Raw genomic sequence first — 19,817 nt, forward strand, 5'->3', positions numbered from 1 at the left:
CAACATTGTGATATGAATGCATCAGTCCGCGACAGGCGGGCACAAAGCCCTTTCAATTCACCGATTGCCGGAATGACCACCGCAGAGACCTCGGCACCATCGTTCGATCCATCGCATGCCGAATCCGGAGGGGGGATCCTGCGGAAGTGGGTGGCGCCGGTTGCCGTCGCGATCGCGCTGCTGTCGGCGTTTCTGACCTTCGTGGTCCTGAGCGGTCTGACGCCGATCGAGCCGACCCGCCACGTGGTCTATTCGTTCCTGCTGATCAATGCGGCGACCATCCTGCTGCTGGTCGCGATCATCATCCGCGAAGTCTGGCAGGTGATTCAGGCGCGGCGGCGTGGCCGGGCCGCGGCACGGCTGCACGTCCAGATCGTCAGCCTGTTCTCCGTCATTGCGGTGTTGCCGGCGGTTGTGGTTGCCATTGTCGCCAATGTCACCCTTGATCGTGGCCTCGACAGGCTGTTTTCCGGGCCGACGCGAGCGGCGATCGAGAACTCGCTGAACATTGCCCATGCCTATGTCAATGAGCACGCCTATCTCATCAATGGCGACATTCTGGGGATGGCCAACGATCTTTCCAATGCGCGGCCACTTTTCGACCAGGACCGGCAGTCGTTTTTCGAGTTGCTGACGAACAACGCGGCCTTGCGCAATTTGCCGGGCGCGATGTTGATCGACAAGGATCGCAAGGTTCTGGTGACGGCGCAAACCGGCATCCAGCAGCAATTCGCGACGCCGCCGCAGGAGTTCCTCAGCAATGTCGGCGAAACCAAACCGGAGATCGCGGTATTCCCGGAAGAAAACTACGTCGCAGCGGTGATTCGCCTGCGCGGCTTCGCTGACACTTTTCTTTACGTTGCCCGGCTGCTCGACCCGCGGGTGGTCAGCCAGCTCAAGCAGACCCAGGCCAGCGTCGCTGAATACGCGCAGATCGAAGCCCGCCGGCTCGGCATTCAGGTCGCCTTCGCGCTGATGTTTGCAGTGATCGCGCTCACTATTCTGATGGCGTCCGTGCTGATCGGGTTGAATTTCGCCAACTGGCTGGTGGCGCCGATCCGAAATTTGATGAGCGCGGCCAATATCGTTTCGACCGGCGATTTGCATGTCCAGGTGCCGGTCCACAAATCCGAAGGCGACCTCGCGCATCTCGGCGAGACCTTCAACAAGATGACGGCCGAATTGCGCACCCAGCGCGACGAGCTGGTCAGCGCGTCGGACCTGATCGACAGCCGCCGCCGTTTCATCGAGGCGGTGTTGTCTTCGGCCAGCGCCGGCATCATCGGCGTCGACGCGTCGGGTAGCGTCGGCATCCTGAACCGCTCGGCCGAGAAACTCATCGGCCATGCCGAATCCGAGACGCTGGACCATCCTCTTTCGGACGTGCTGCCCGAACTCGACGACATGATGAAGACCGCGCGTGAGGGCACGCAGCGCCTGGTGCAGGGCCAGATCACGATTACGCGCGACGGCCATGAGCGCAATCTGTCGGTCCGCGTCAGCGCCGAGCAGACCAGCCAGTCACGCGACAGCTACATCATCACGCTCGACGACATTACGGAGCTCGTCTCCGCGCAGCGCACCTCGGCGTGGGGCGACGTTGCGCGCCGCATCGCCCACGAAATCAAGAACCCGCTGACGCCGATTCAGCTTTCGGCCGAACGTATCCGCCGCAAATTCGGCAAGGTCATCACCGAAGACAAGAACATCTTCGAACAATGTACCGACACCATCGTGCGACAGGTCGACGACATCAGGCGGATGGTTGACGAGTTTTCACGCTTTGCGCGGATGCCCAAGCCCGTCATGGAAGGCGAGGACGTCGCCGACACTGTGCGGCAGGCGGTCTTCCTGATGAAGGTCGGGCATCCCGATCTCGATATCGAGGCCGATATCAAGCAGGATCCGATGCGCGCCCAGTTCGACCGCCGGCTAATTTCGCAGGCGCTGACCAACATCATCAAGAACGCGACGGAGGCGATCGAGCAGGTGCCGCCGGAAGAACTCGGCAAGGGACGCATCGACGTCATTGCCGCGCGCGAAAACGACGACATCGTGATCGACGTGATCGACAACGGTATCGGCCTGCCGAAGGTGAGCCGTTCGCGGTTGCTGGAGCCCTACGTGACGACGCGCCAGAAGGGCACCGGGCTCGGGCTCGCCATCGTCGGCCGCGTGCTGGAAGACCATGGCGGCCGCATCGAACTCAAGGATGCTTCCGATTTTCGGCCCGGGCAGCGCGGCGCCTGGATGCGGCTGCGGTTCGCCGTATCAGGTCACGCGCCGAAGGTGGAAGTGAAACAGCCGAATTCGGACGCAAAACCACAGGTTGACGAAACAAAAGCGTCGTCAGGCGAAACCAATGAGGCGGCACCCGCGACCAAGATGAAACAAGAACCGAAGCCGCAACGGGCAACAGACAAGACAGGTGTAACCCATGGCCAGTGACATTCTGATTGTCGACGACGAAGCCGATATTCGCGACCTCGTTGCGGGCATCCTGGAGGACGAAGGTTTCAATACCCGTACCGCGCGCGACAGCGATTCGGCGCTGGCCGAGATCTCCAACCGCCGCCCACATCTGGTGTTTCTCGACATCTGGTTGCAGGGCTCCAAGCTCGACGGCCTGCAATTACTGGAGCAGATCAAGAAGGATCACGCCGACGTTCCCGTGGTGATGATATCCGGCCACGGCAACATCGAAACCGCGGTGGCTGCGATCAAGCGCGGCGCCTATGACTTCATCGAAAAGCCGTTCAAGTCCGACCGGCTGATCCTGGTGGCGACGCGGGCGCTCGAGACCTCGCGGCTCAAGCGCGAGGTGAAGGAACTCAAGCAACTGGCTCCTACCGCCAGCATTCTCACCGGGCGTTCCGCCTGCATGAACCAGTTGCGCCAGACCATCGACCGCGCGGCCAAGGCCAACAGCCGCATCCTGATCGTCGGCCCCTCCGGTTCAGGCAAGGAACTGGCCGCGCGTATGCTGCACAATGCATCGAGCCGTGCAGAAGGCCCGTTCGTCGTCATCAACGCCGCGGCGATCACGCCGGAGCGGATGGAAGTCGAATTGTTCGGTATCGAACAGACCAACGGCGAACAGCCGCGCAAGCCGGGCGCGCTGGAAGAGGCGCACGGCGGCACGCTGTTTATCGATGAAATCGCCGACATGCCGCGCGAGACCCAGAACAAGATCCTGCGTGTGCTGGTCGATCAGACCTTTCAGCGTTCGGGCGGCACCGCCAAGATTCACGTCGATGTCCGCATCATCTCCTCGACCGCGCGCAACCTGGAGGAAGAGATTTCGGAAGGGCGGTTCCGTGAGGATCTCTACCACCGGCTGTCGGTGGTACCGATCCGGGTACCGCCGTTGTCGGAACGCCGCGAGGACATCCCCGAACTGATCGACTATTTCATGGATCAGATATCGGCGGCGACGGGCTTGCCGAAGCGGCAGATCGGCCAGGATGCGATGGCCGTGTTGCAGTCGCATGTCTGGCCCGGCAACGTCCGCCAGCTCCGCAACAATGTCGAGCGCGTCATGATTCTCGCCGGCGGCGGTCCTGAAGCGATCATCACCGCCGACATGCTGCCGCAGGACGTGGGCTCGATGGTGCCGGCGATGCCGACCAGCAACAATGGCGAGCATATCATGGGGCTGCCGCTGCGCGAGGCGCGGGAAGTGTTCGAGCGTGACTACCTGATCGCACAGATCAGCCGGTTCTCGGGCAACATTTCGCGCACCGCCGAATTCGTCGGCATGGAGCGTTCGGCGCTACACCGCAAGCTCAAGGCGCTCGGGGTTGGCTGACGCCTACGTGAATCGATTGTTCGATACTTGCCGAAATCCGCTGGTCACTCGCTTCCTTTGAGCCGATCCATGCACTTGCTTTGGAATATTTATCTCTTTCGGCGCTTTTACGGAGAATGGCCACTGGGTTCCGGCTAGGCCAGGCCCGAACCGGCTTGCCTAAAAACCGCGCGTACCCTCTAATCGTAAATCGTACGGCCGAGCCGACCGGAGGGGGATCTCAGGGGAAGCCGGCGAGTCGGGGCAGGCTCCGTGAGAGAGCAACAACCGGCTTAACAAAAAGAAGCACGAGACGGCGGGACAAAAACAATGGCGGCAGACCGCGCACAAAACCTACAAGACACCTTCCTAAATCACGTTCGTAAAACAAAAACGCCACTAACGATCTTTCTGGTCAACGGAGTAAAGCTGCAGGGAATTGTCACCTGGTTTGACAACTTCTGCTTGTTGCTCCGGCGCGACGGTCATTCACAGCTTGTTTACAAGCATGCGATCTCGACCATCATGCCGGGAGCCCCCATTCAGTTGTTCGAAGGCGGCGAGGATGCTCCGGCTTGAGAGTGAACTGATTGGAACCCCGCGACCGTGAAGGGAGCGCCGACCGTCCGCGGTCGGCGGGGGCTAAACAAACCGGGCGGGTGATCGTCATCGGCCCAATTTGCGAATGCGCCGCGGCGATGCCGATGCGCAGGCGAATGATGTCGTGCGCGATTCCGAGGCCCGGCTCGAGGAAGCAACAGGCTTGGCGCGGGCCATCGACCTCACGATATCAGACGCGTTGATTGCGCCCATCAGCCAGATCAGGCCCGCTACCTATCTCGGCAAGGGCAAGGTCGAGGAGATCACGGGGCTCATTGCAGGTCATGATATCGAACTGGTGGTGATGGATTGTGCGCTGTCGCCGATCCAGCAACGCAATCTCGAGAAGGCCTGGAACACCAAGGTGCTCGACCGCACCGGGCTGATCCTGGAAATCTTCGGCCGCCGCGCCAAGACCAAGGAAGGCGCGCTGCAGGTCGAGCTCGCACATCTGAACTATCAACGCAGCCGGCTGGTTCGGTCGTGGACCCATCTGGAGCGCCAGCGCGGCGGTTTCGGATTCATGGGCGGCCCCGGCGAGACCCAGATCGAAGCCGACCGTCGCCTGATCGGCGATCGCATCACGCGGCTGGAAAACGAACTGAAGAAGGTGCAGGCAACGCGGCGACTGCATCGCGCCGGCCGGCAGCGGGTGCCGTATCGCGTGGTCGCGCTGGTCGGCTACACCAACGCCGGCAAGTCGACGCTGTTCAACCGGCTCACGCGCGCCGACGTGCAGGCGGCCGACATGCTGTTCGCGACGCTCGACCCGACCCTGCGTGCGCTGAGCCTGCCGCATGGCGGCAAGGCGATGCTGTCGGACACCGTCGGATTCATTTCCAACCTGCCGACGCAACTCGTCGCTGCGTTTCGCGCGACGCTGGAAGAAGTGCTGGAGGCCGATATCATTCTCCACGTCCGCGACATCTCGCATGAGGACGCGGAGGCGCAGGAGCGTGACGTCGATGCCGTGCTGCGTCAGCTCGGCATCGATCCCGACTCTGGGGCGCGCATCCTCGAAGTCTGGAACAAGATCGATCGCTTCGATCTCGAGGAGCGGGAGAACCTGCGCAACATCGCGTCTCGCCGTCCGGCGGATCGGCCGTGCTTCCTGGTCTCGGCCGAAACCGGGGAGGGGGTCAACGAGCTACTGACCGCCATCGAAGATCGGCTGGCGGCAACGCGTACCACGCTCGATCTGTCGGTCGATGCTTCCGATGGCGCCGGCATCAGTTGGCTGCATCGCAATGCCGAGGTGCTCAACAAGGAGTTGCATGACGGGCGCTTCGACATGACCGTGCGTGTCGACGAGACCAAGCGCGACATCGTGGTGTCCAGGTTCGATGCCGTGCCGCATTCCGCCCCATAGCAGGTGCCGCCCCCCGCGAAAGCGGGGACCCAGAGCCGCCGGCAGTGATTTTGCGAGCGGTATTGGCCGCGTGCCTAATCGCGAGATTCCGCGGTATGGGTCCCGGCTCGCGCTTCGCTTGGTCGGGACGACGACTGGGGTTGCCCTGCACCCTTGGCCTCATTCCATAGTGCGTCCATCTCTTCCAGTGTCGCGTCCTCGAGTGAACGTCCTTTTGCCGAGAGCGCCCGCTCGATATAGGCGAAGCGCCGCTCGAACTTGGCGTTGGTGCCGCGCAAGGCGGCTTCCGGATCGGCGCCGACGTGGCGGGCCAGGTTAACCAGCGCGAACAGGAGGTCGCCGGTTTCTTCAGCGAGTTCGTCGGCATTGTTGCCGTCGAGTGCCGCTTCGATTTCATCGGCCTCTTCGCGGATCTTGCTCAGCACCGCACGCGGGTCGTTCCAGTCGAAGCCGACGGTTGACGCCTTGCGCTGCAGTTCCATCGCGCGCGTCAAGGCGGGCTGGCCGGCCTTGACGGTTGCAAGCAGGGATTTGTGGGTCGTCTCTTCCGGTGGCCGCCGCGCCGCGCGCTCGGCCTTTTCCTCGGCCTTGATGCGCTCCCAGGCGCTCTTGACGCCGGCGGCGGCGATATTGCCGTCCTTGTCGGCGAACACATGCGGATGACGGCGTATCAACTTCCTTGTGATCGCCTCGACCACGTCACCGAAGGCAAACGCGTTCTGCTCCTCCGCCATGCGGGCGTGATAGACGACCTGCAGCAGGAGATCGCCCAGTTCCTCGCGGAGGTCATCGAAATCGCCGCGTGTGATTGCGTCGGCTACCTCATAGGCCTCCTCGATGGTGTAGGGCGCGATTGTCGCAAAGTTCTGTTCGAGGTCCCACGGGCAACCCGTGACAGGAGTGCGCAGCGCCGCCATGATTTCGAGCAGCCGTGAGATATCGCGGGAAGGTGTCATGGGAGTTCCGTCGCCAGGGAGGACGAGAGCTTTATGCCGGAAGCGGCGGGCCGATCCCAGCGGAACGCGCCGAAATCGCGATAATTTCCACCGATTGGCCTTGAGGCCCGGGAATGCTATTGGCCCCCTATGAGCGACCAATCATCGTCCGAAACCGCGCTGGTGCTGTTCTCCGGCGGACAGGATTCCACCACCTGCCTGGCCTGGGCCTTGCGGCGCTTTGCGCGCGTGGAAATGCTCGGCTTCAGCTACGGCCAGCGCCACGCCATCGAGCTTGAATGCCGCGACCGGCTGCTCTCGGGCATCAAATCGCTGCGGCCCGATTGGGCGGCAAAGCTCGGCGAAAGCCATACGCTGGAGATTCCGACGCTGTCAGAGATTTCCGACACCGCGCTGACGCGCGATGTCGCCATTGCCATGGGCGAGGACGGTCTGCCCAATACCTTCGTGCCCGGCCGCAACCTGGTGTTTCTCACCTTCGCGGCGGCGCTGGCGTACCGGCGCGGCATCCGCCACATCATCGGCGGTATGTGCGAGACGGACTATTCCGGCTATCCGGATTGCCGCAACGAGACCATCAAGGCCCTGCAGTCCGCGCTCAATCTCGGTATGGCGAAGAACTTTGAGCTGCATACGCCGCTGATGTGGCTCGACAAGGCATCGACCTGGAAGCTCGCCCATGAGCTCGGCGGGGCAGGGCTGGTCGATCTGATCCGCGAGCATTCCCACACCTGTTATCTCGGCGAGCGCGGCGCGCAGCACGATTGGGGCTATGGCTGCGGCGAATGCCCGGCCTGCGCATTGCGGGCGAAGGGTTGGCGGGAATATGCGGAGCGAGCCTGAATCAAAAAAGCTCTCTTCACGTCGTCCCTGCGAACGCAGGGACCCATACGCCGCGGCCCAAGTTGTTCGAAAAATTCGTAGCCGGCTTTGCTTCAATCAATCGACGCCGGTGGTTATGGGTCCCTGCGTCCGCAGGGACGACGAACCATCCTAGCCGAAATCTTCCGACCTCAACTCGATCGGCGCGCCGTGCGGCGTGCGGTCGGCGGCATGGTCCCAGGCATCGCGGTAGCGATGCAGGAGATCCGACGTCGCGACGCCCTTGGCGGCGACGAGTGTTTCCAGCGTGGCGAGCCAGTGCCGATAATAGGTCTCGCCGGTGTCGGGGTCGCCTTCGGCCTGCGCGCGCTTGATTTGCGCGCCCAGCGTCTCCGCCCATTCCTTCCACGTAAAGATGCCGGCCTCGTGCAGCGCCAGCGCCATGGCGAACACGCGCGCCTCCCATGGCTCGCGAAACACCGGGCCGTCCTCGTCGCGGGGCACGCCGGGGACGGCGACCGCTGCTTGCACGGCCTGCTGTGGAGTCAAACTCATGACGCGCGCTCCAGATAGGATTCCCAGGCGTCGACGGAGACGCTGAGCGTCGGGTCGGCGTCCTTGCCCCATAATTCCGGCCCGTCGAACCGCACCGTATAGAGCCATTGCGGGTCTTCGCCTTTGCCGAGCGAGTTGGTGTCGGGAAAGACGTGGCAGCCGTGATTGTGCTCGATGGTGCCGAGATGGCCACGGACATATTGCGGTAGCCGTGTATGCGTTACCGGGTGGATGTCCTTCATCCGCACGGCTTCGCCGATCGCAAACATCGCGGGCGCTTTTGCCTCGCGCTCGGTCGGGCCGCCGCGCCGGATCGCCGGCGTGACTTCAGTCGGGGCAATCGCCTTGATGCCAGGCTTGGGTGGGGACAGCACCTTGCCGCTCTCGATTTCCTCGCGCGTCACCAGTCCGCGCTCAATCATCAAGGTTTCCAGCCCGGCCAGCCAAATCTGGAAATAGCTCTTGCTGAGGTAATCCTCGGGCGGTCGGTTCTCGCGCGCAAACCGCGACATATCGATGTTCCAGCCGCCCGGGCGCGCCATCGCGACCGTCAGCGCAAAGGCGCGGCGCTCCCAGTCTTCGTGAAACACCGGTTCGTTCGGCTCTGCTACAACGGGGCCAAAGCCCTTGGCGCCGCCCATGTCATGCGCGCCGTCCATCAGTCGATCTCGTCCGGCTGTTTCGGCAGGCCCGTGCCGATCATGCTGTCGCGGGTGACGAGTTCGGCGAGCTGTTCTTCGCTCCAGCCCTCGGTACCCGCAGGGCGCATCGGCAGCACGAGGTAGCGGATTTCGGCCGTGGAATCCCAGACGCGGATCTTGGTGGTGTCCGGCAGCGTCACGCCGAAGTCTTTCAGGACGCCGCGCGGGTCGGAGACGGCGCGCGAGCGATAGGGCGCGGATTTGTACCAGACCGGCGGCAACCCCAGCACGGGATGCGGGTAGCAGGAGCACAGCGTGCACACGACCATATTGTGCTGGTCGGGCGTGTTCTCGACCACCACCATGTGCTCGCCCTGGCGGCCGGAATAGTCGAGCTCGGCGATCGCCGCAGTGGCGTCCTTCATAAGGCGGGCGTGGTAGGCCGGATCGCTCCATGCCTTCGCGACAACGCGAACGCCGTTGCGCGGGCCTATTTTCTTCTCATAGAGATCGATCAGCACGTCGAGGGCGGCTGGATCGACGTAGCCCTTCTCGGTCAGGATCGACTCCAGCGCGCGCACGCGCAGCTCGGTCTCCGACAGCTCGGAATGGTCGTGATCGTGGTGGTGATGATGGCCGTGGTGGTCATGGTCGCTCATGGCGTCAGGATAGGCCCAAAATCCTGGCTATGTCGAGGCAGGGACTCTGCTAGCATTTTGCCGATGGGATCAGGGCAGGGGTGCACGTTTCTCGGCTAGAGTTCGGAAAAATGACGGGTAGGGAGGCACAGCATTGGCCGAGTTTGTGAAGATCGAGAAAGGGCTAGGTCCGGATGGTCGCATCGCGGTCGTGCGCTTCGACCGCGGCGACGGCATCAATGCGTTGTCGCCGGAGGCAATGCGTCAGCTTACTGACGCAGCCCGCAGTTTCGAGGATGACGCCGCGACGTCGGTCGTAGTGCTGACCGGCGGCGCCAAATCGTTCAGCGCCGGCTTCGACCTCAAGGATCCCGAAGGCCGCTCTCGCAAGTCGATGGACCTTGGCGCGCTGCGCCGGCATTTGAAGCTCGGACCACGCCTGACGCGCGCCTGGCAGGACATGGAACAGATCACGATCGGCGCCATCGAGGGCTTTTGCGTCGGCGGCGGCGTGGCGCTGGCGGTCGCGCTGGATTTCCGGGTGATGGCCAGAGACGCCCACATGCGCGTGCCCGAGATCGGGCTTGGCATGAACATGAGCTGGCAAAGCGTGCCGCGGATGCTGCATTTGATGGGACCGGCCCGCACCAAGCAGGCCGTGATCCTGGCCGACCAGCGCATCTCGGCCTCCGAGGCCTACGAATGGCGTCTGGTGGAAGAGCTGGCCGATCCCGGCAAGGCCTTCGACGCCGCGATGGCGCTCGCCACCAAGGTCGCTGCGCAGCCGCCGCTGTCGGTTGCCATGACCAAGCTGACGGTTAACCGCCTGGCTCACGCGCTCGACGATCTCGCCAGTCACATGGACGTCGATCAGTTCGCGCTGGCGAGCATGACCGAGGATCACAAGGAAGGCGTCGCAGCGTTTCTGGAGAGGCGAAAACCGCGGTTTAAGGGGCGGTAGCTTCCGGCTTCACCGTACCCGTGCAATCCCGCCGATGTTCCAACCGCGGCTGCCTTCGCCGAAGATCTCGTAGCCTGCTGGTGTCACGGCAACCGTGTCCTCCAGCTTGATGAAGCCGCGCGCGGGATGTTTCATTGTCGTTTCGATTGACACCACCATGCCGGGCTCCAATGGTCGGCGCGCGTCCGGGTCGTCGTAGGGAATCGGACCCTTGGCAGTCAGGCGAGGGGCCTCATGGCTGACCAGCCCCATGCCGTGCGCCAGAAATTCGGTGCAGTCGCGCTGGCTGGACTGTGCCAGCAGCTTTTCGGCCGCGGCGTAGATTTCGCCGCCCATCGCGCCTGGCCGAACTGCAGCGAATGCGGCCCGCTGGATGGCTTCGATTTCCGCCAGCAGGTTCTTGAGCTCGCTGTCCGGTTCGCCCAGCACTGCCATCCGCGCCAGATCGCCGATATAGCCGTGATAGTTGCCCCCGGAATCCAGCGACAGCACGTCGCCAGTCTCCCAGCGGTCGGCGGAAGGCGCCCGGTTGTGGCTGGCGCCGCAGGCCAGCAGGCAATACTCGAAAGTCAATCCGCGCTTGACCTCTGCGATCCTCAGTGCGTCGAAAAGCTGCTGCTTGGTGGTGCCCGGGCCGTGATTTGCGATCACCTCGTTCATGGATTCGATCACCAATTCCGAGGCCTTTTTCAGCTTGGCCAGCTCCGCCGGCGATTTCACGGCGCGCAGGCGCTCAAGCACCAGCAGCGCATCCTTGATCTCGCTATCGGGCAGGGCGTCCGAAAGGGCCCTGCCGGCATCCATCGGCAGAAACGGCATTTCGACGCCGATGCGCTTCATCGGTACGCCCGCGCTCTTGATCAGGCCTGCCGCCAGCGAAACGGCATCCACCGAGCCGTTGCCCTCGGTGCGGACCTGCGGCACCCACAGCGGTGCAACGGCCCGCTGGTGCGTCTCCAGCCGGTGCCCGATATAGGCCGCCTTGTCAGGCGCGCCTTTCGGATAGATCACGACCGGCAAGTACCGGCTGACGCCGAGCGCGTCCATGTAGTCGAAGAAGATCGCGCGCTCCGCGTCGAGCAGGTATTGGACATTGTGCTTGGACGTCGCGACCAGGATATCGAGACCAGCCGCTTCCATAAGAGAATCGAGCTTGGCGGTGTCAAATGGAATGGCGCGAGATTCGGTCGGGCGACTGACGCGTTCTTGCATGACGAGGAACTCCCGTTGCGGCCGGCTTAAACCAACCGGCCTCGGGGCTTTGTGTTTCGTCTGGAGCCGCATTGTGAGTGGGAAGCGGGGTTCCTACCAGCGATGAAATTGGCGAGCTCCAATGCAGATTGTCGTTTCTGATTGGATCTGAGTCTCGGCAGCAAAAAACGGAGATGTTCACCGGCTGTTTCACCGCTGCATTCGAGTCCACTCTGGTTCCATTCGAGTCAAACCGCCGATTTTCCACGGAAACCCTTTGCGCTGACAGTGAAAATTGGCGGCGAGCGCATGCGGCAGCGCGGCTTACGTCCTCGCTTTGAAACTGATGCGAAGCTATGCGCGTATCAGCTTCCGGAAGGACAAATCGTGTTTTCCGGAAGGAGCAAACCGTATGACTGGAATAGCAATGACTCAAACGCCTCAAGCAAACGGGGGCAGATTGTCGGGCGAGCTGTACAAAGTCGTTGAATTGATCCTGGACCGCGGGTTGGTCATCGACGTGTTCGTGCGTGTGTCGGTGATCGGCCTCGAGGTGGTCACCATCGATGCGCGGGTCGTCGTGGCCGGCGTCGATGCTTACCTGCGCTTCGCCGAGATGTGTGGCCGCCTCGAACTCACCGGCAGCAGCCCCCGGATCGGCCGCTCGCTACCCGGCGACGCGCTGCCGCTCGAGCTACCCGGCCGGGCGCGCACGGAAATCGGCTGACGCAACGGAAAGGATGACTGATGAGCAGCTACGTCTACTGTCTCACGCGTGCCTCCCACCCACTACCGCTCGAAGGGGCGGTGGGGATAGGGGAGCACGCTCCCGCCCTCCGGCTCGTGCGCGAGCAGGATCTCGTCGCGGTGGTTAGCGACGCGCCGGAGAACTTGCGCGCGAAGCGGCGCGATCTGGTGAAGCACGATGCGGTCATCGGACGGATCTACGCAGCCGGCACCGTGCTGCCGATGCGGTTCGGGATGGTCGCGCCCGACGACGAGGCCGTGCAGACGGAGCTTCGATCGGGGGCGCGTCGCTATAGCGAATTGCTGTCCCGGATCGATGGCCATGTCGAGCTCAACGTCAAAGGCATTCATGCGGAGGAAGCCCTTCTCCGCGACCTCTTGCTTCAGAACGACGAGTTACGTGCGCGGAATCACGCACTTCGCGCCGCAGACGGCGGCCGCCACCAGGATAAGGTGGCGTTCGGCGAGCACGTGGCCGCCGCCGTTGCGGAGCGGCGCGCGCGTGACGCAGGCCAGGTCATCGCCCGCCTGCAACCACATGCCGCGCAGATACGTCGGGGCCCGCCGGTCGACGGTTGCTTCGTCAACGTATCGTTCCTGGTGGCGTCCGGCGCCCGGGCGGACTTCGACGGTGCCCTGTCGCCGCTGCGCCGCGAGCTGCCCGGCTACGCAAGCGTCGAGTTGTACGGGCCCTTGCCGCCTTACAGCTTCGTCGGCAACGAAGCGGACGTGTGAGGGGCCGTGGCGGTGGGACTCCTGTCGCATGTCTTGTTGCTGCCGCTCGCGCCGGCCCGCTTCGCGCTGTGGACCATCGACCGGGTCGTCGACGCCGCTGCCGAACAGCATTGCGGCCCGGCAGCCATCCGGCGCGAGCTGGCCGAGCTTTCGCGGCAACTGGATGAAGGGTTGATCGATGCCGAGGAATTCGATCGACGCGAGGACGAGATCCTCGACCGGCTGGACGAGGGACGAAAGCGAGGAATGATCGCATGATTGAATCTGATCGCATGATGGAGTGGCACGGACGCCAGGGTGCTTCGACGAACCTGGCTGACATTCTGGAGCGGGTTCTGGACAAGGGACTGATCATCGCCGGCGACATCAAGATCAACCTGCTCGACATCGAGCTTCTAACCATCAAGCTCCGGCTGTTGGTCGCGTCGGTGGACAAGGCCAAGGCGATGGGGATCGACTGGTGGGAGCGCGATCCGGCGCTTTCCCAGCCTCGGCCGCGGCAGCTCGCGGCCGAGAACGCGCGGTTGCGTAAGCAGATCAGGGCGCTGCAAACCGCCACTCTGGGGGCACGGCGATGAGCACGGCGAGCTATACATACGCGGTCGCGCGCCCGTTCAATCCAACCCAGGCGGCCGGTATCGTCGGCGTCGACGGCGCCGCGATCCACCTGGTCCGCCACCAAGACCTGGTCGCCGTGGTCAGTCCGCTTGCACCTGCCGAAGCCGATGAGACCGCGCTGCGAGCCAGGCTGGAGACGCTGTCGGAGCTAGAGGTAATCGCACGCGCGCACCACAGGGTCGTGGCGGCGGTTGCCGCGTGCACACCAACGCTGCCGTTCCGACTTGCGACCGTTCACCGCACCGACGACCGCGTTGCGCAGTTGCTACGCCGGGAGTACCGGCGCTTCCGCGAGACGCTGGATCGATTCGCGGGCCGCGTGGAGGTGGGGGTGAAGATCTACGTGCAGCACGCGGGCGCATCTGCCGGCATGTCCGTGGCTGAGAAAACCGACGGGTCCGGATCGGCGCGCGCGGGCAGGGACTACCTGCGCAACCGCCGCGAGCAGCGCGATCGGCGCCAGCACGCGTGGCGGCGCGCAACCACTGCGGCCGAGCAGATGGATGCCGTTCTCGCCGGGCTTGCCGTCGATCGCCGCCAACACCGAACGCAGAGCGCCGAGCTGTCCGCTGCTCCAGGCGAAAATGTATTCAACGCAGCCTACCTGGTGGATGCGGGGCGCGCCGAAGAACTCGCCGCCCGTGCACAGCGGCTGGGCGCCGAAAACCCGCACGTGACGATCGAGATCACGGGCCCCTGGCCGCCCTATTCGTTCGCCGACAGCGAGGAGGGCACGTGAGCCCCGCCGCGTTCCCGGCCCAAGAGGTCGCACTAGTCGACCTGCTCGACCGGCTCCTGGCGGGTGGCATCGTGCTGGCCGGAGACATCACGCTGGCGATCGCCGACATCGACATGGTGCAGATCTCGCTTCGCGCTCTGATCACGTCGCTCGACCGGACCACGCGATCTGGCGCAGCGGAGCGAGACCAGTGAGCGCCGGCGTCGCTGGACATGAGCCGGGGCCGCGCCAGCGCATTTCGATGGCGCCTGACACGGTCGAACGAGATCTGGCCCGCCTGGTGCTCACCATCGTGGAGTTGCTGCGTCAGCTCGTCGAGCGACAGGCGCTTCGTCGTGTCGACGAGGGCGGCTTGACCGAAGCGGAGGAGGAGCGCGTCGGCATGACGCTGATGCTTCTAGACAACCGCATATCGTGCCTGCGGGAGCACTTCGGGCTCGCCGCCGAGGACCTGAATATCGACCTGGGACCTCTCGGTCCGCTGCTTCCGCGTTGAGTTCCCTCAGTCTAACGTCGAGCACATTCTGGTTGCCCAGGCAGACTCAAATAGAGCACGAATGACTCAGATCGAACCCGAAACGACGCCGGGGGCGCCAGTGCCGGATGTATTCGGGATTCGCATAAGGTATATTATGGAATATCTATATCTACAATTAAATCAGATATTTAGGCGGATCTTCTAGCAAGCCAGCTTCGCGGCTGTACGAGCGTTCGTTTGGCCCAAGCAATCCTGATCCGCCAAAGCCTGTGTTGCCGCCGCGTGCGGACGCTGCAATAAGCGCGGCACGCTGATGACTCGCGACATCGGGGCATTGCAAGAACAACAACCCTCAAGGGAGAACCCAATGAGTTTTTCACGACGCACGCTTCTCAAGGCATCCGCTGCGTCAGCGGTTTTGGGCGGCATCGGCGCGCCGTTGGTGGCGCGGGCCCAGACCGCGGAATTTACCTACAAGTACGCCAATAATCTTCCTGACGGACATCCCATGAACGCCCGCGCCAAGGAAATGGCGGCGGCGATCAAGACCGAGACCAACGGCCGGTTCGACCTGCAGATTTTTCCGAACAACCAGCTCGGTTCCGATACCGACATGTTGAGCCAAATTCGCTCGGGTGGCGTCGAATTTTTCACGCTGTCGGGCCTGATTTTGGCGACGCTGGTGCCGGCGGCATCGATCAGCGGCATCGGCTTTGCGTTCCCGGATTACGACACGGTCTGGAAGGCCATGGACGGGGGCCTGGGTGCCCATATCCGGGGCGAGATCACCAAGGCGAACCTCGTGGTGATGGACAAGATCTGGGACAACGGCTTCCGGCAGACCACGTCGTCGACCAAGCCGATCAACGGTCCTGATGACCTCAAGGGCTTCAAGATCCGCGTACCGGTCTCGCCGCTCTGGACCTCGATGTTCAAGGCGTTCGATGCCGCGCCCGCCTCGATCAATTTCAGCGAAGTTTACTCCGCGCTGCAGACCAAGATCGTCGAGGGCCAGGAAAATCCGCTGGCGATCATCTCGACGGCGAAGCTGTACGAAGTCCAGAAGTTCTGTTCGCTGACCAACCATATGTGGGACGGCTTCTGGTTCCTGGCGAACCGCCGTGCCTGGGAAAAGCTGCCCGAGGATATCAGGACCATTGTCGCCAAGAACATCAACGCAGCGGCTGTCAAGGAGCGCGAGGACGTGGCCAAGCTGAATGCCGGGCTGCAGCAGGAACTGGCCGGCAAGGGCCTGACCTTCAACCAGCCCAATGTGACGCCATTCCGCGACAAGCTGCGCTCCGCCGGTTTCTACGCGGAATGGAAAGGCAAATACGGCGACCAGCCCTGGGAGCTGCTCGAAAAGTCCGTCGGCAAGCTGTCGTAACGTCTGAGCGGCCGTTATGGCTCATGCCGAATTGAGTGAGGGCGCTGGCGGCGAGGTGGCTCAGTCCCCTCACCGCTATCCGCTGCTGGCGTCGATCGAACATGCGCTGGGAATGCTGGTCGAGATTCCGGCCGCGCTTCTAGTCATCGCCGAAATCGTCATCCTGTTTGCCGGCGTGGTAGCGCGCTATGCGCTGCACAGGCCGCTGATCTGGTCGGACGAGCTGGCGTCGATCCTGTTCCTGTGGCTCGCCATGCTCGGCGCTGCGGTCGCGTTCCGCCGCGCCGAACATATGCGGATGACGGCGGTGGTCGCCAACGCGAAGCCCGCCATGCGTGCCTACCTCGATCTGGTGGCGACGGCAGCCGCGCTGGCGTTTCTCATCCTGATCGCCTGGCCAGCCTACGAATACGCCTACGAGGAAAGCTACATCACCACGCCGGCGCTGCAGATCACCAATGTCTGGCGTGCCGCGGCGCTGCCGGTCGGCATCGCCCTGATGGCGCTGTTTGCGTTCCTGCGGCTGGCCCGATCAGGCAATGTACGGACCATGCTGGGCGCGCTCCTGTCGGTCGCGCTTGTCATCGCGGTATTCTGGCTGCTCAGCGGATCGCTCAAGCCGCTCGGCAATCTCAATCTGATCATCTTTTTTGTCGGCGTGGCCGGCTTCTGCGTGTTTGCCGGCGTGCCGATCGCGTTCGGTTTCGGGCTTGCGACCTACGGCTATCTGGCGCTGACCACGGGCACACCGCTGATGGTGCTGGTCGGCCGCATGGACGAGGGCATGAGCCACCTCATCCTGCTGTCGGTGCCGCTGTTCGTCTTCCTCGGCCTCTTGATCGAGATGACCGGCATGGCGCGCGCCATGGTGGCGTTTTTGGCGAGCCTGCTGGGTCATGTCCGCGGCGGGCTGCATTACGTGCTGGTCGGCGCGATGTATCTGGTATCGGGTATCTCCGGCTCGAAGGCCGCCGATATGGCTGCCGTGGCGCCGGTGCTGTTTCCCGAGATGAAGGCGCGGGGCGCCAAGCCGGGCGATCTGGTCGCCCTCCTCTCCGCGACCGGCGCGCAGACCGAAACCATTCCGCCGAGCCTCGTCCTCATCACCATAGGTTCGGTCACCGGCGTCTCGATCGCGGCGCTGTTCACCGGTGGCCTGTTGCCGGGCCTGGTGCTGGCGCTCACGCTCTCAGTGCTGGTGTGGTGGCGCTACCGCAACGAGGATCTGCGGCACGTCACGCGCGCAGGCGCCGGCGAGATCGTCCGCGCGTTCGCCATCGCCCTGCCCGCCATCGCGCTGCCGTTCGTGATCCGCTACGCCGTCGTCGAGGGCATCGCGACCGCCACTGAGGTTTCCACCATCGGCATCGTCTATGCCTTCATCGTCGGCTACCTGATTTACGGCCTCTTGATCTACCGCAATTTCGACTGGCGGCGGATCATGCCCATGTTGGTCGAGACCGCGTGCCTATCGGGCGCGATCTTGCTGATCATCGGCTGCGCCACCGGCATGGCCTGGGGACTCACGCAATCCGGCTTTTCGCGGACGCTGGCGGCCGCCATGACCGGCCTACCCGGTGGCTCGGCCACGTTCATCGCGGTGTCGATCGTGGCCTTCGTGATCCTGGGCAGCGTGCTCGAGGGCATTCCGGCGATCGTCCTTTTCGGGCCGCTTCTGTTTCCGATCGCCCGTGCGGTCGGCGTCCACGAGGTCCATTACGCGATGATCGTTATTCTCGCTATGGGTATCGGGCTATTCGCGCCGCCCTTCGGAGTGGGCTATTATGCGGCCTGCGCCATCGGGCGCGTCGATCCGGCCGAGGGTATCCGGCCGATCTGGGGTTACCTGTTGGCGCTGATGGTCGGCCTGATTATCGTGGCGATCTTCCCGTGGATTTCCATCGGGTTCTTGTAAGTCAAACTTTTCAAATGGGACAAAGCCGATGAGCGCAGCCCAGAACCAGTATTCCATCGGATTGGACAAGACGCCGGCGAATTACGTGCCGCTGACGCCCCTGAGCTTTCTCGCGCGCAGCGCCGCCGTCTATCCCGATCATGTCAGCACGGTCTATGAAGGCCGCAGCTTCACCTGGGCCGAGACCTATGCGCGGTGCCGACGCTTTGCGTCCTGGCTCGCCGGCCGCGGCATTGGTCACGGTGATACGGTCGCGGCGATGCTGCCGAATGTCCCAGCCATGAACGAGGTGCATTTTGCCGTGCCGATGGCGGGCGCGGTCCTGAACGCGCTGAATATCCGGCTCGACGCGCCATCGATTGCCTTTCAGCTCGACCATGGCCGCGCGAAAATCATCCTGGTCGATCCCGAATTCTCTGGTGTAATCGCGGAAGCACTGACGCTGATGAAGGAGCCGAAGCCCTTTGTCGTCGACGTCGACGACGCTGCATTCGCGGGCGGCAAGCGGATCGGCGAAATCGAGTATGAGGCGGCGGTCGCAGTGGGCGATCCCGGCTTCGTGGCACGATTGCCCGGCGATGAATGGGACGCGATCGCGCTGAGCTATACCTCGGGCACCACGGGCAACCCCAAGGGCGTCGTGACCCATCACCGCGGCGCCTATCTCAATGCCGTCAGCAATATTCTGGCCGGCAATCTCGGCCAGCATCCGGTCTATCTGTGGACGCTGCCGATGTTTCACTGCAACGGCTGGTGCTTTCCGTGGACGGTCGCAGCCTCCGCCGGCGTCAATGTCTGCCTGCGCAAGGTCGATCCAGCCAAGATCTTCGAACTGATCCCGAAACACGGCGTCACCCACATGTGCGGCGCGCCAATCGTCTACAACACGCTGATCAACGCGCCCGGCGCGCCGAAAGGCAAAGCCGCGCGCCCTGTCGTCGGATTGATCGCAGGCGCCGCACCGCCGGTCGCCGTGCTCGAGGGCGCCGAAAGCATCGGCATCAAGCTGACGCATGTCTACGGCCTGACTGAGGTCTATGGCCCCGCCTCCGTCTGCGCCGAGCAGCCGGGTTGGGACGACCTGCCCGCCGACCAGCGCGCACAGCTCAAGCGCCGGCAGGGCGTGCCCTACCCGCTGGAGGAAGCCGTCACGGTGCTCGATCCCGAGACCATGCAGGAGGTGCCGCGCGATGGAGAAACCATCGGCGAGGTGATGTTCCGCGGCAATATCGTGATGAAGGGCTATTTGAAGAACGAGAAGGCGACGCAGGAAGCCTTCGCCGGCGGCTGGTTTCACACCGGCGATCTCGGCGTGCTCGACGAGCACGGCTACGTCATCATCAAGGACCGCTCCAAGGACATCATCATATCAGGCGGCGAGAACATCTCCTCCGTCGAGGTCGAGGACGTCCTCTACAAGCACCCGGCCGTGCTGTTCGCGGCTGTGGTGGCAAAGCCTGATTCCAAATGGGGCGAAGTGCCCTGCGCCTTCGTCGAGTTGAAGGAAGGCGCCAAGGCGACGGAGGCCGAGATCATCGCCTTCTGCCGCAGCCACATGTCCGGCTTCAAGACGCCAAAGGCGGTGGTGTTCGGCACCATCCCGAAGACCTCCACCGGCAAGATCCAGAAATTCATGCTGCGCAACCAGGTGGAATCGGCAAAGGCGATTTCGGCCTGA

General features: G+C 63.4%; 20 protein-coding genes and 1 pseudogene. 16 read left to right on the plus strand and 5 right to left on the minus strand.

The features are described from left to right. Nucleotides 1–72: 72 nt before the first annotated feature. The 4 genes and pseudogenes from CP49_RS14085 to hflX all read left to right on the plus strand — a co-directional run bounded on the left by CP49_RS14085 (nucleotide 73) and on the right by hflX (nucleotide 5,756). Nucleotides 73–2,448 carry a sensor histidine kinase NtrY-like gene (locus CP49_RS14085; RefSeq protein WP_057850832.1) on the plus strand — a complete coding sequence of 792 codons (2,376 nt, stop codon included), beginning with the start codon at nucleotides 73–75 and terminating at the stop codon, nucleotides 2,446–2,448. Next, entirely contained in the window at nucleotides 2,438–3,808 is a 1,371-nt protein-coding gene (ntrX, locus tag CP49_RS14090; RefSeq protein WP_057850833.1) for a nitrogen assimilation response regulator NtrX, read from the plus strand. The genes CP49_RS14085 and ntrX overlap by 11 nt, the downstream gene beginning before the upstream one ends. Before the next feature lie 309 nt (nucleotides 3,809–4,117). Continuing rightward, a complete protein-coding gene (hfq, locus tag CP49_RS14095; protein ID WP_006020546.1) occupies nucleotides 4,118–4,366 on the plus strand; it encodes an RNA chaperone Hfq in 249 nt (82 codons plus the stop codon). 11 nt (nucleotides 4,367–4,377) lie between these two features. Beyond that, nucleotides 4,378–5,756, plus strand: a pseudogene (hflX, locus tag CP49_RS14100) (GTPase HflX). 74 nt (nucleotides 5,757–5,830) lie between these two features. On the opposite strand, the gene mazG reads toward hflX, so the two are convergent. Next, entirely contained in the window at nucleotides 5,831–6,712 is an 882-nt protein-coding gene (mazG, locus tag CP49_RS14105) for a nucleoside triphosphate pyrophosphohydrolase (protein WP_057850835.1), read from the minus strand. 129 nt (nucleotides 6,713–6,841) lie between these two features. Here mazG and queC point away from each other — a divergent pair, with 129 nt between their 5' ends. Further along, nucleotides 6,842–7,555 carry a 7-cyano-7-deazaguanine synthase QueC gene (gene queC / locus CP49_RS14110; RefSeq protein WP_057850836.1) on the plus strand — a complete coding sequence of 238 codons (714 nt, stop codon included), beginning with the start codon at nucleotides 6,842–6,844 and terminating at the stop codon, nucleotides 7,553–7,555. A 150-nt stretch (nucleotides 7,556–7,705) separates the two neighbouring features. On the opposite strand, the gene CP49_RS14115 is transcribed toward queC, so the two are convergent. From CP49_RS14115 to nthA, 3 genes are read right to left on the minus strand one after another with little or no spacing between them, the layout of a single operon-like run. Then, nucleotides 7,706–8,089 (minus strand): nitrile hydratase accessory protein, encoded by a 384-nt coding sequence (locus CP49_RS14115; RefSeq protein ID WP_057850837.1) that lies wholly within the window; start codon nucleotides 8,087–8,089, stop codon nucleotides 7,706–7,708. Then, nucleotides 8,086–8,748 (minus strand): nitrile hydratase subunit beta, encoded by a 663-nt coding sequence (nthB, locus tag CP49_RS14120; RefSeq protein ID WP_057850838.1) that lies wholly within the window; start codon nucleotides 8,746–8,748, stop codon nucleotides 8,086–8,088. The genes CP49_RS14115 and nthB overlap by 4 nt, the downstream gene beginning before the upstream one ends. Continuing rightward, nucleotides 8,748–9,389, minus strand: a complete 642-nt coding sequence (gene nthA, locus CP49_RS14125) for a nitrile hydratase subunit alpha (protein WP_057850839.1) — start codon at nucleotides 9,387–9,389, stop codon at nucleotides 8,748–8,750. The genes nthB and nthA overlap by 1 nt, the downstream gene beginning before the upstream one ends. 133 nt (nucleotides 9,390–9,522) lie before the next feature. On the opposite strand from nthA, the gene CP49_RS14130 reads away from it, so the two are divergent. Further along, entirely contained in the window at nucleotides 9,523–10,329 is an 807-nt protein-coding gene (locus tag CP49_RS14130; protein ID WP_057850840.1) for an enoyl-CoA hydratase/isomerase family protein, read from the plus strand. Nucleotides 10,330–10,338: 9 nt separating this feature from the next. Here the strand turns inward: CP49_RS14130 and CP49_RS14135 are convergent, their stop codons facing one another. Continuing rightward, a complete protein-coding gene (locus CP49_RS14135) occupies nucleotides 10,339–11,541 on the minus strand; it encodes a M24 family metallopeptidase (protein ID WP_057850841.1) in 1,203 nt (400 codons plus the stop codon). A gap of 439 nt (nucleotides 11,542–11,980) precedes the next feature. Between CP49_RS14135 and gvpJ the strand changes: the two genes are divergently transcribed. The 10 genes from gvpJ (at nucleotide 11,981) to CP49_RS14185 (ending at nucleotide 19,817) form a co-directional block, all read left to right on the plus strand. Next, nucleotides 11,981–12,247 (plus strand): gas vesicle protein GvpJ, encoded by a 267-nt coding sequence (gene gvpJ, locus CP49_RS49230; RefSeq protein WP_420807611.1) that lies wholly within the window; start codon nucleotides 11,981–11,983, stop codon nucleotides 12,245–12,247. Nucleotides 12,248–12,267: 20 nt separating this feature from the next. Beyond that, entirely contained in the window at nucleotides 12,268–13,002 is a 735-nt protein-coding gene (locus tag CP49_RS14145; protein WP_057850842.1) for a GvpL/GvpF family gas vesicle protein, read from the plus strand. 12 nt (nucleotides 13,003–13,014) lie between these two features. Further along, nucleotides 13,015–13,260 carry a gas vesicle protein GvpG gene (locus CP49_RS14150; RefSeq protein WP_028346090.1) on the plus strand — a complete coding sequence of 82 codons (246 nt, stop codon included), beginning with the start codon at nucleotides 13,015–13,017 and terminating at the stop codon, nucleotides 13,258–13,260. Then, nucleotides 13,257–13,580: a gas vesicle protein gene (locus CP49_RS14155; protein WP_057850843.1), complete on the plus strand. Its 324-nt coding sequence runs from the start codon at nucleotides 13,257–13,259 to the stop codon at nucleotides 13,578–13,580. Before CP49_RS14150 ends, CP49_RS14155 begins: the two co-directional genes overlap by 4 nt. Beyond that, nucleotides 13,577–14,359 (plus strand): GvpL/GvpF family gas vesicle protein, encoded by a 783-nt coding sequence (locus CP49_RS14160; protein ID WP_057850844.1) that lies wholly within the window; start codon nucleotides 13,577–13,579, stop codon nucleotides 14,357–14,359. Before CP49_RS14155 ends, CP49_RS14160 begins: the two co-directional genes overlap by 4 nt. Further along, on the plus strand, nucleotides 14,356–14,553 hold the full coding sequence (locus CP49_RS14165; RefSeq protein WP_156438400.1) for a gas vesicle protein: 198 nt from the start codon (nucleotides 14,356–14,358) through the stop codon (nucleotides 14,551–14,553). The genes CP49_RS14160 and CP49_RS14165 overlap by 4 nt, the downstream gene beginning before the upstream one ends. Beyond that, nucleotides 14,550–14,855, plus strand: coding sequence for a gas vesicle protein K (locus CP49_RS14170; protein WP_245310682.1), 306 nt, complete (start codon nucleotides 14,550–14,552; stop codon nucleotides 14,853–14,855). Before CP49_RS14165 ends, CP49_RS14170 begins: the two co-directional genes overlap by 4 nt. Nucleotides 14,856–15,204: 349 nt before the next feature. Then, nucleotides 15,205–16,224: a TRAP transporter substrate-binding protein gene (locus CP49_RS14175; RefSeq protein WP_057850845.1), complete on the plus strand. Its 1,020-nt coding sequence runs from the start codon at nucleotides 15,205–15,207 to the stop codon at nucleotides 16,222–16,224. Nucleotides 16,225–16,240: 16 nt separating this feature from the next. Beyond that, nucleotides 16,241–18,139, plus strand: a complete 1,899-nt coding sequence (locus CP49_RS14180) for a TRAP transporter large permease (protein WP_057850846.1) — start codon at nucleotides 16,241–16,243, stop codon at nucleotides 18,137–18,139. A 28-nt stretch (nucleotides 18,140–18,167) separates the two neighbouring features. Beyond that, nucleotides 18,168–19,817, plus strand: a complete 1,650-nt coding sequence (locus CP49_RS14185) for an acyl-CoA synthetase (protein ID WP_057850847.1) — start codon at nucleotides 18,168–18,170, stop codon at nucleotides 19,815–19,817.

The organism is Bradyrhizobium valentinum (assembly GCF_001440405.1).
In the GTDB taxonomy this organism is placed as follows: domain Bacteria; phylum Pseudomonadota; class Alphaproteobacteria; order Rhizobiales; family Xanthobacteraceae; genus Bradyrhizobium; species Bradyrhizobium valentinum.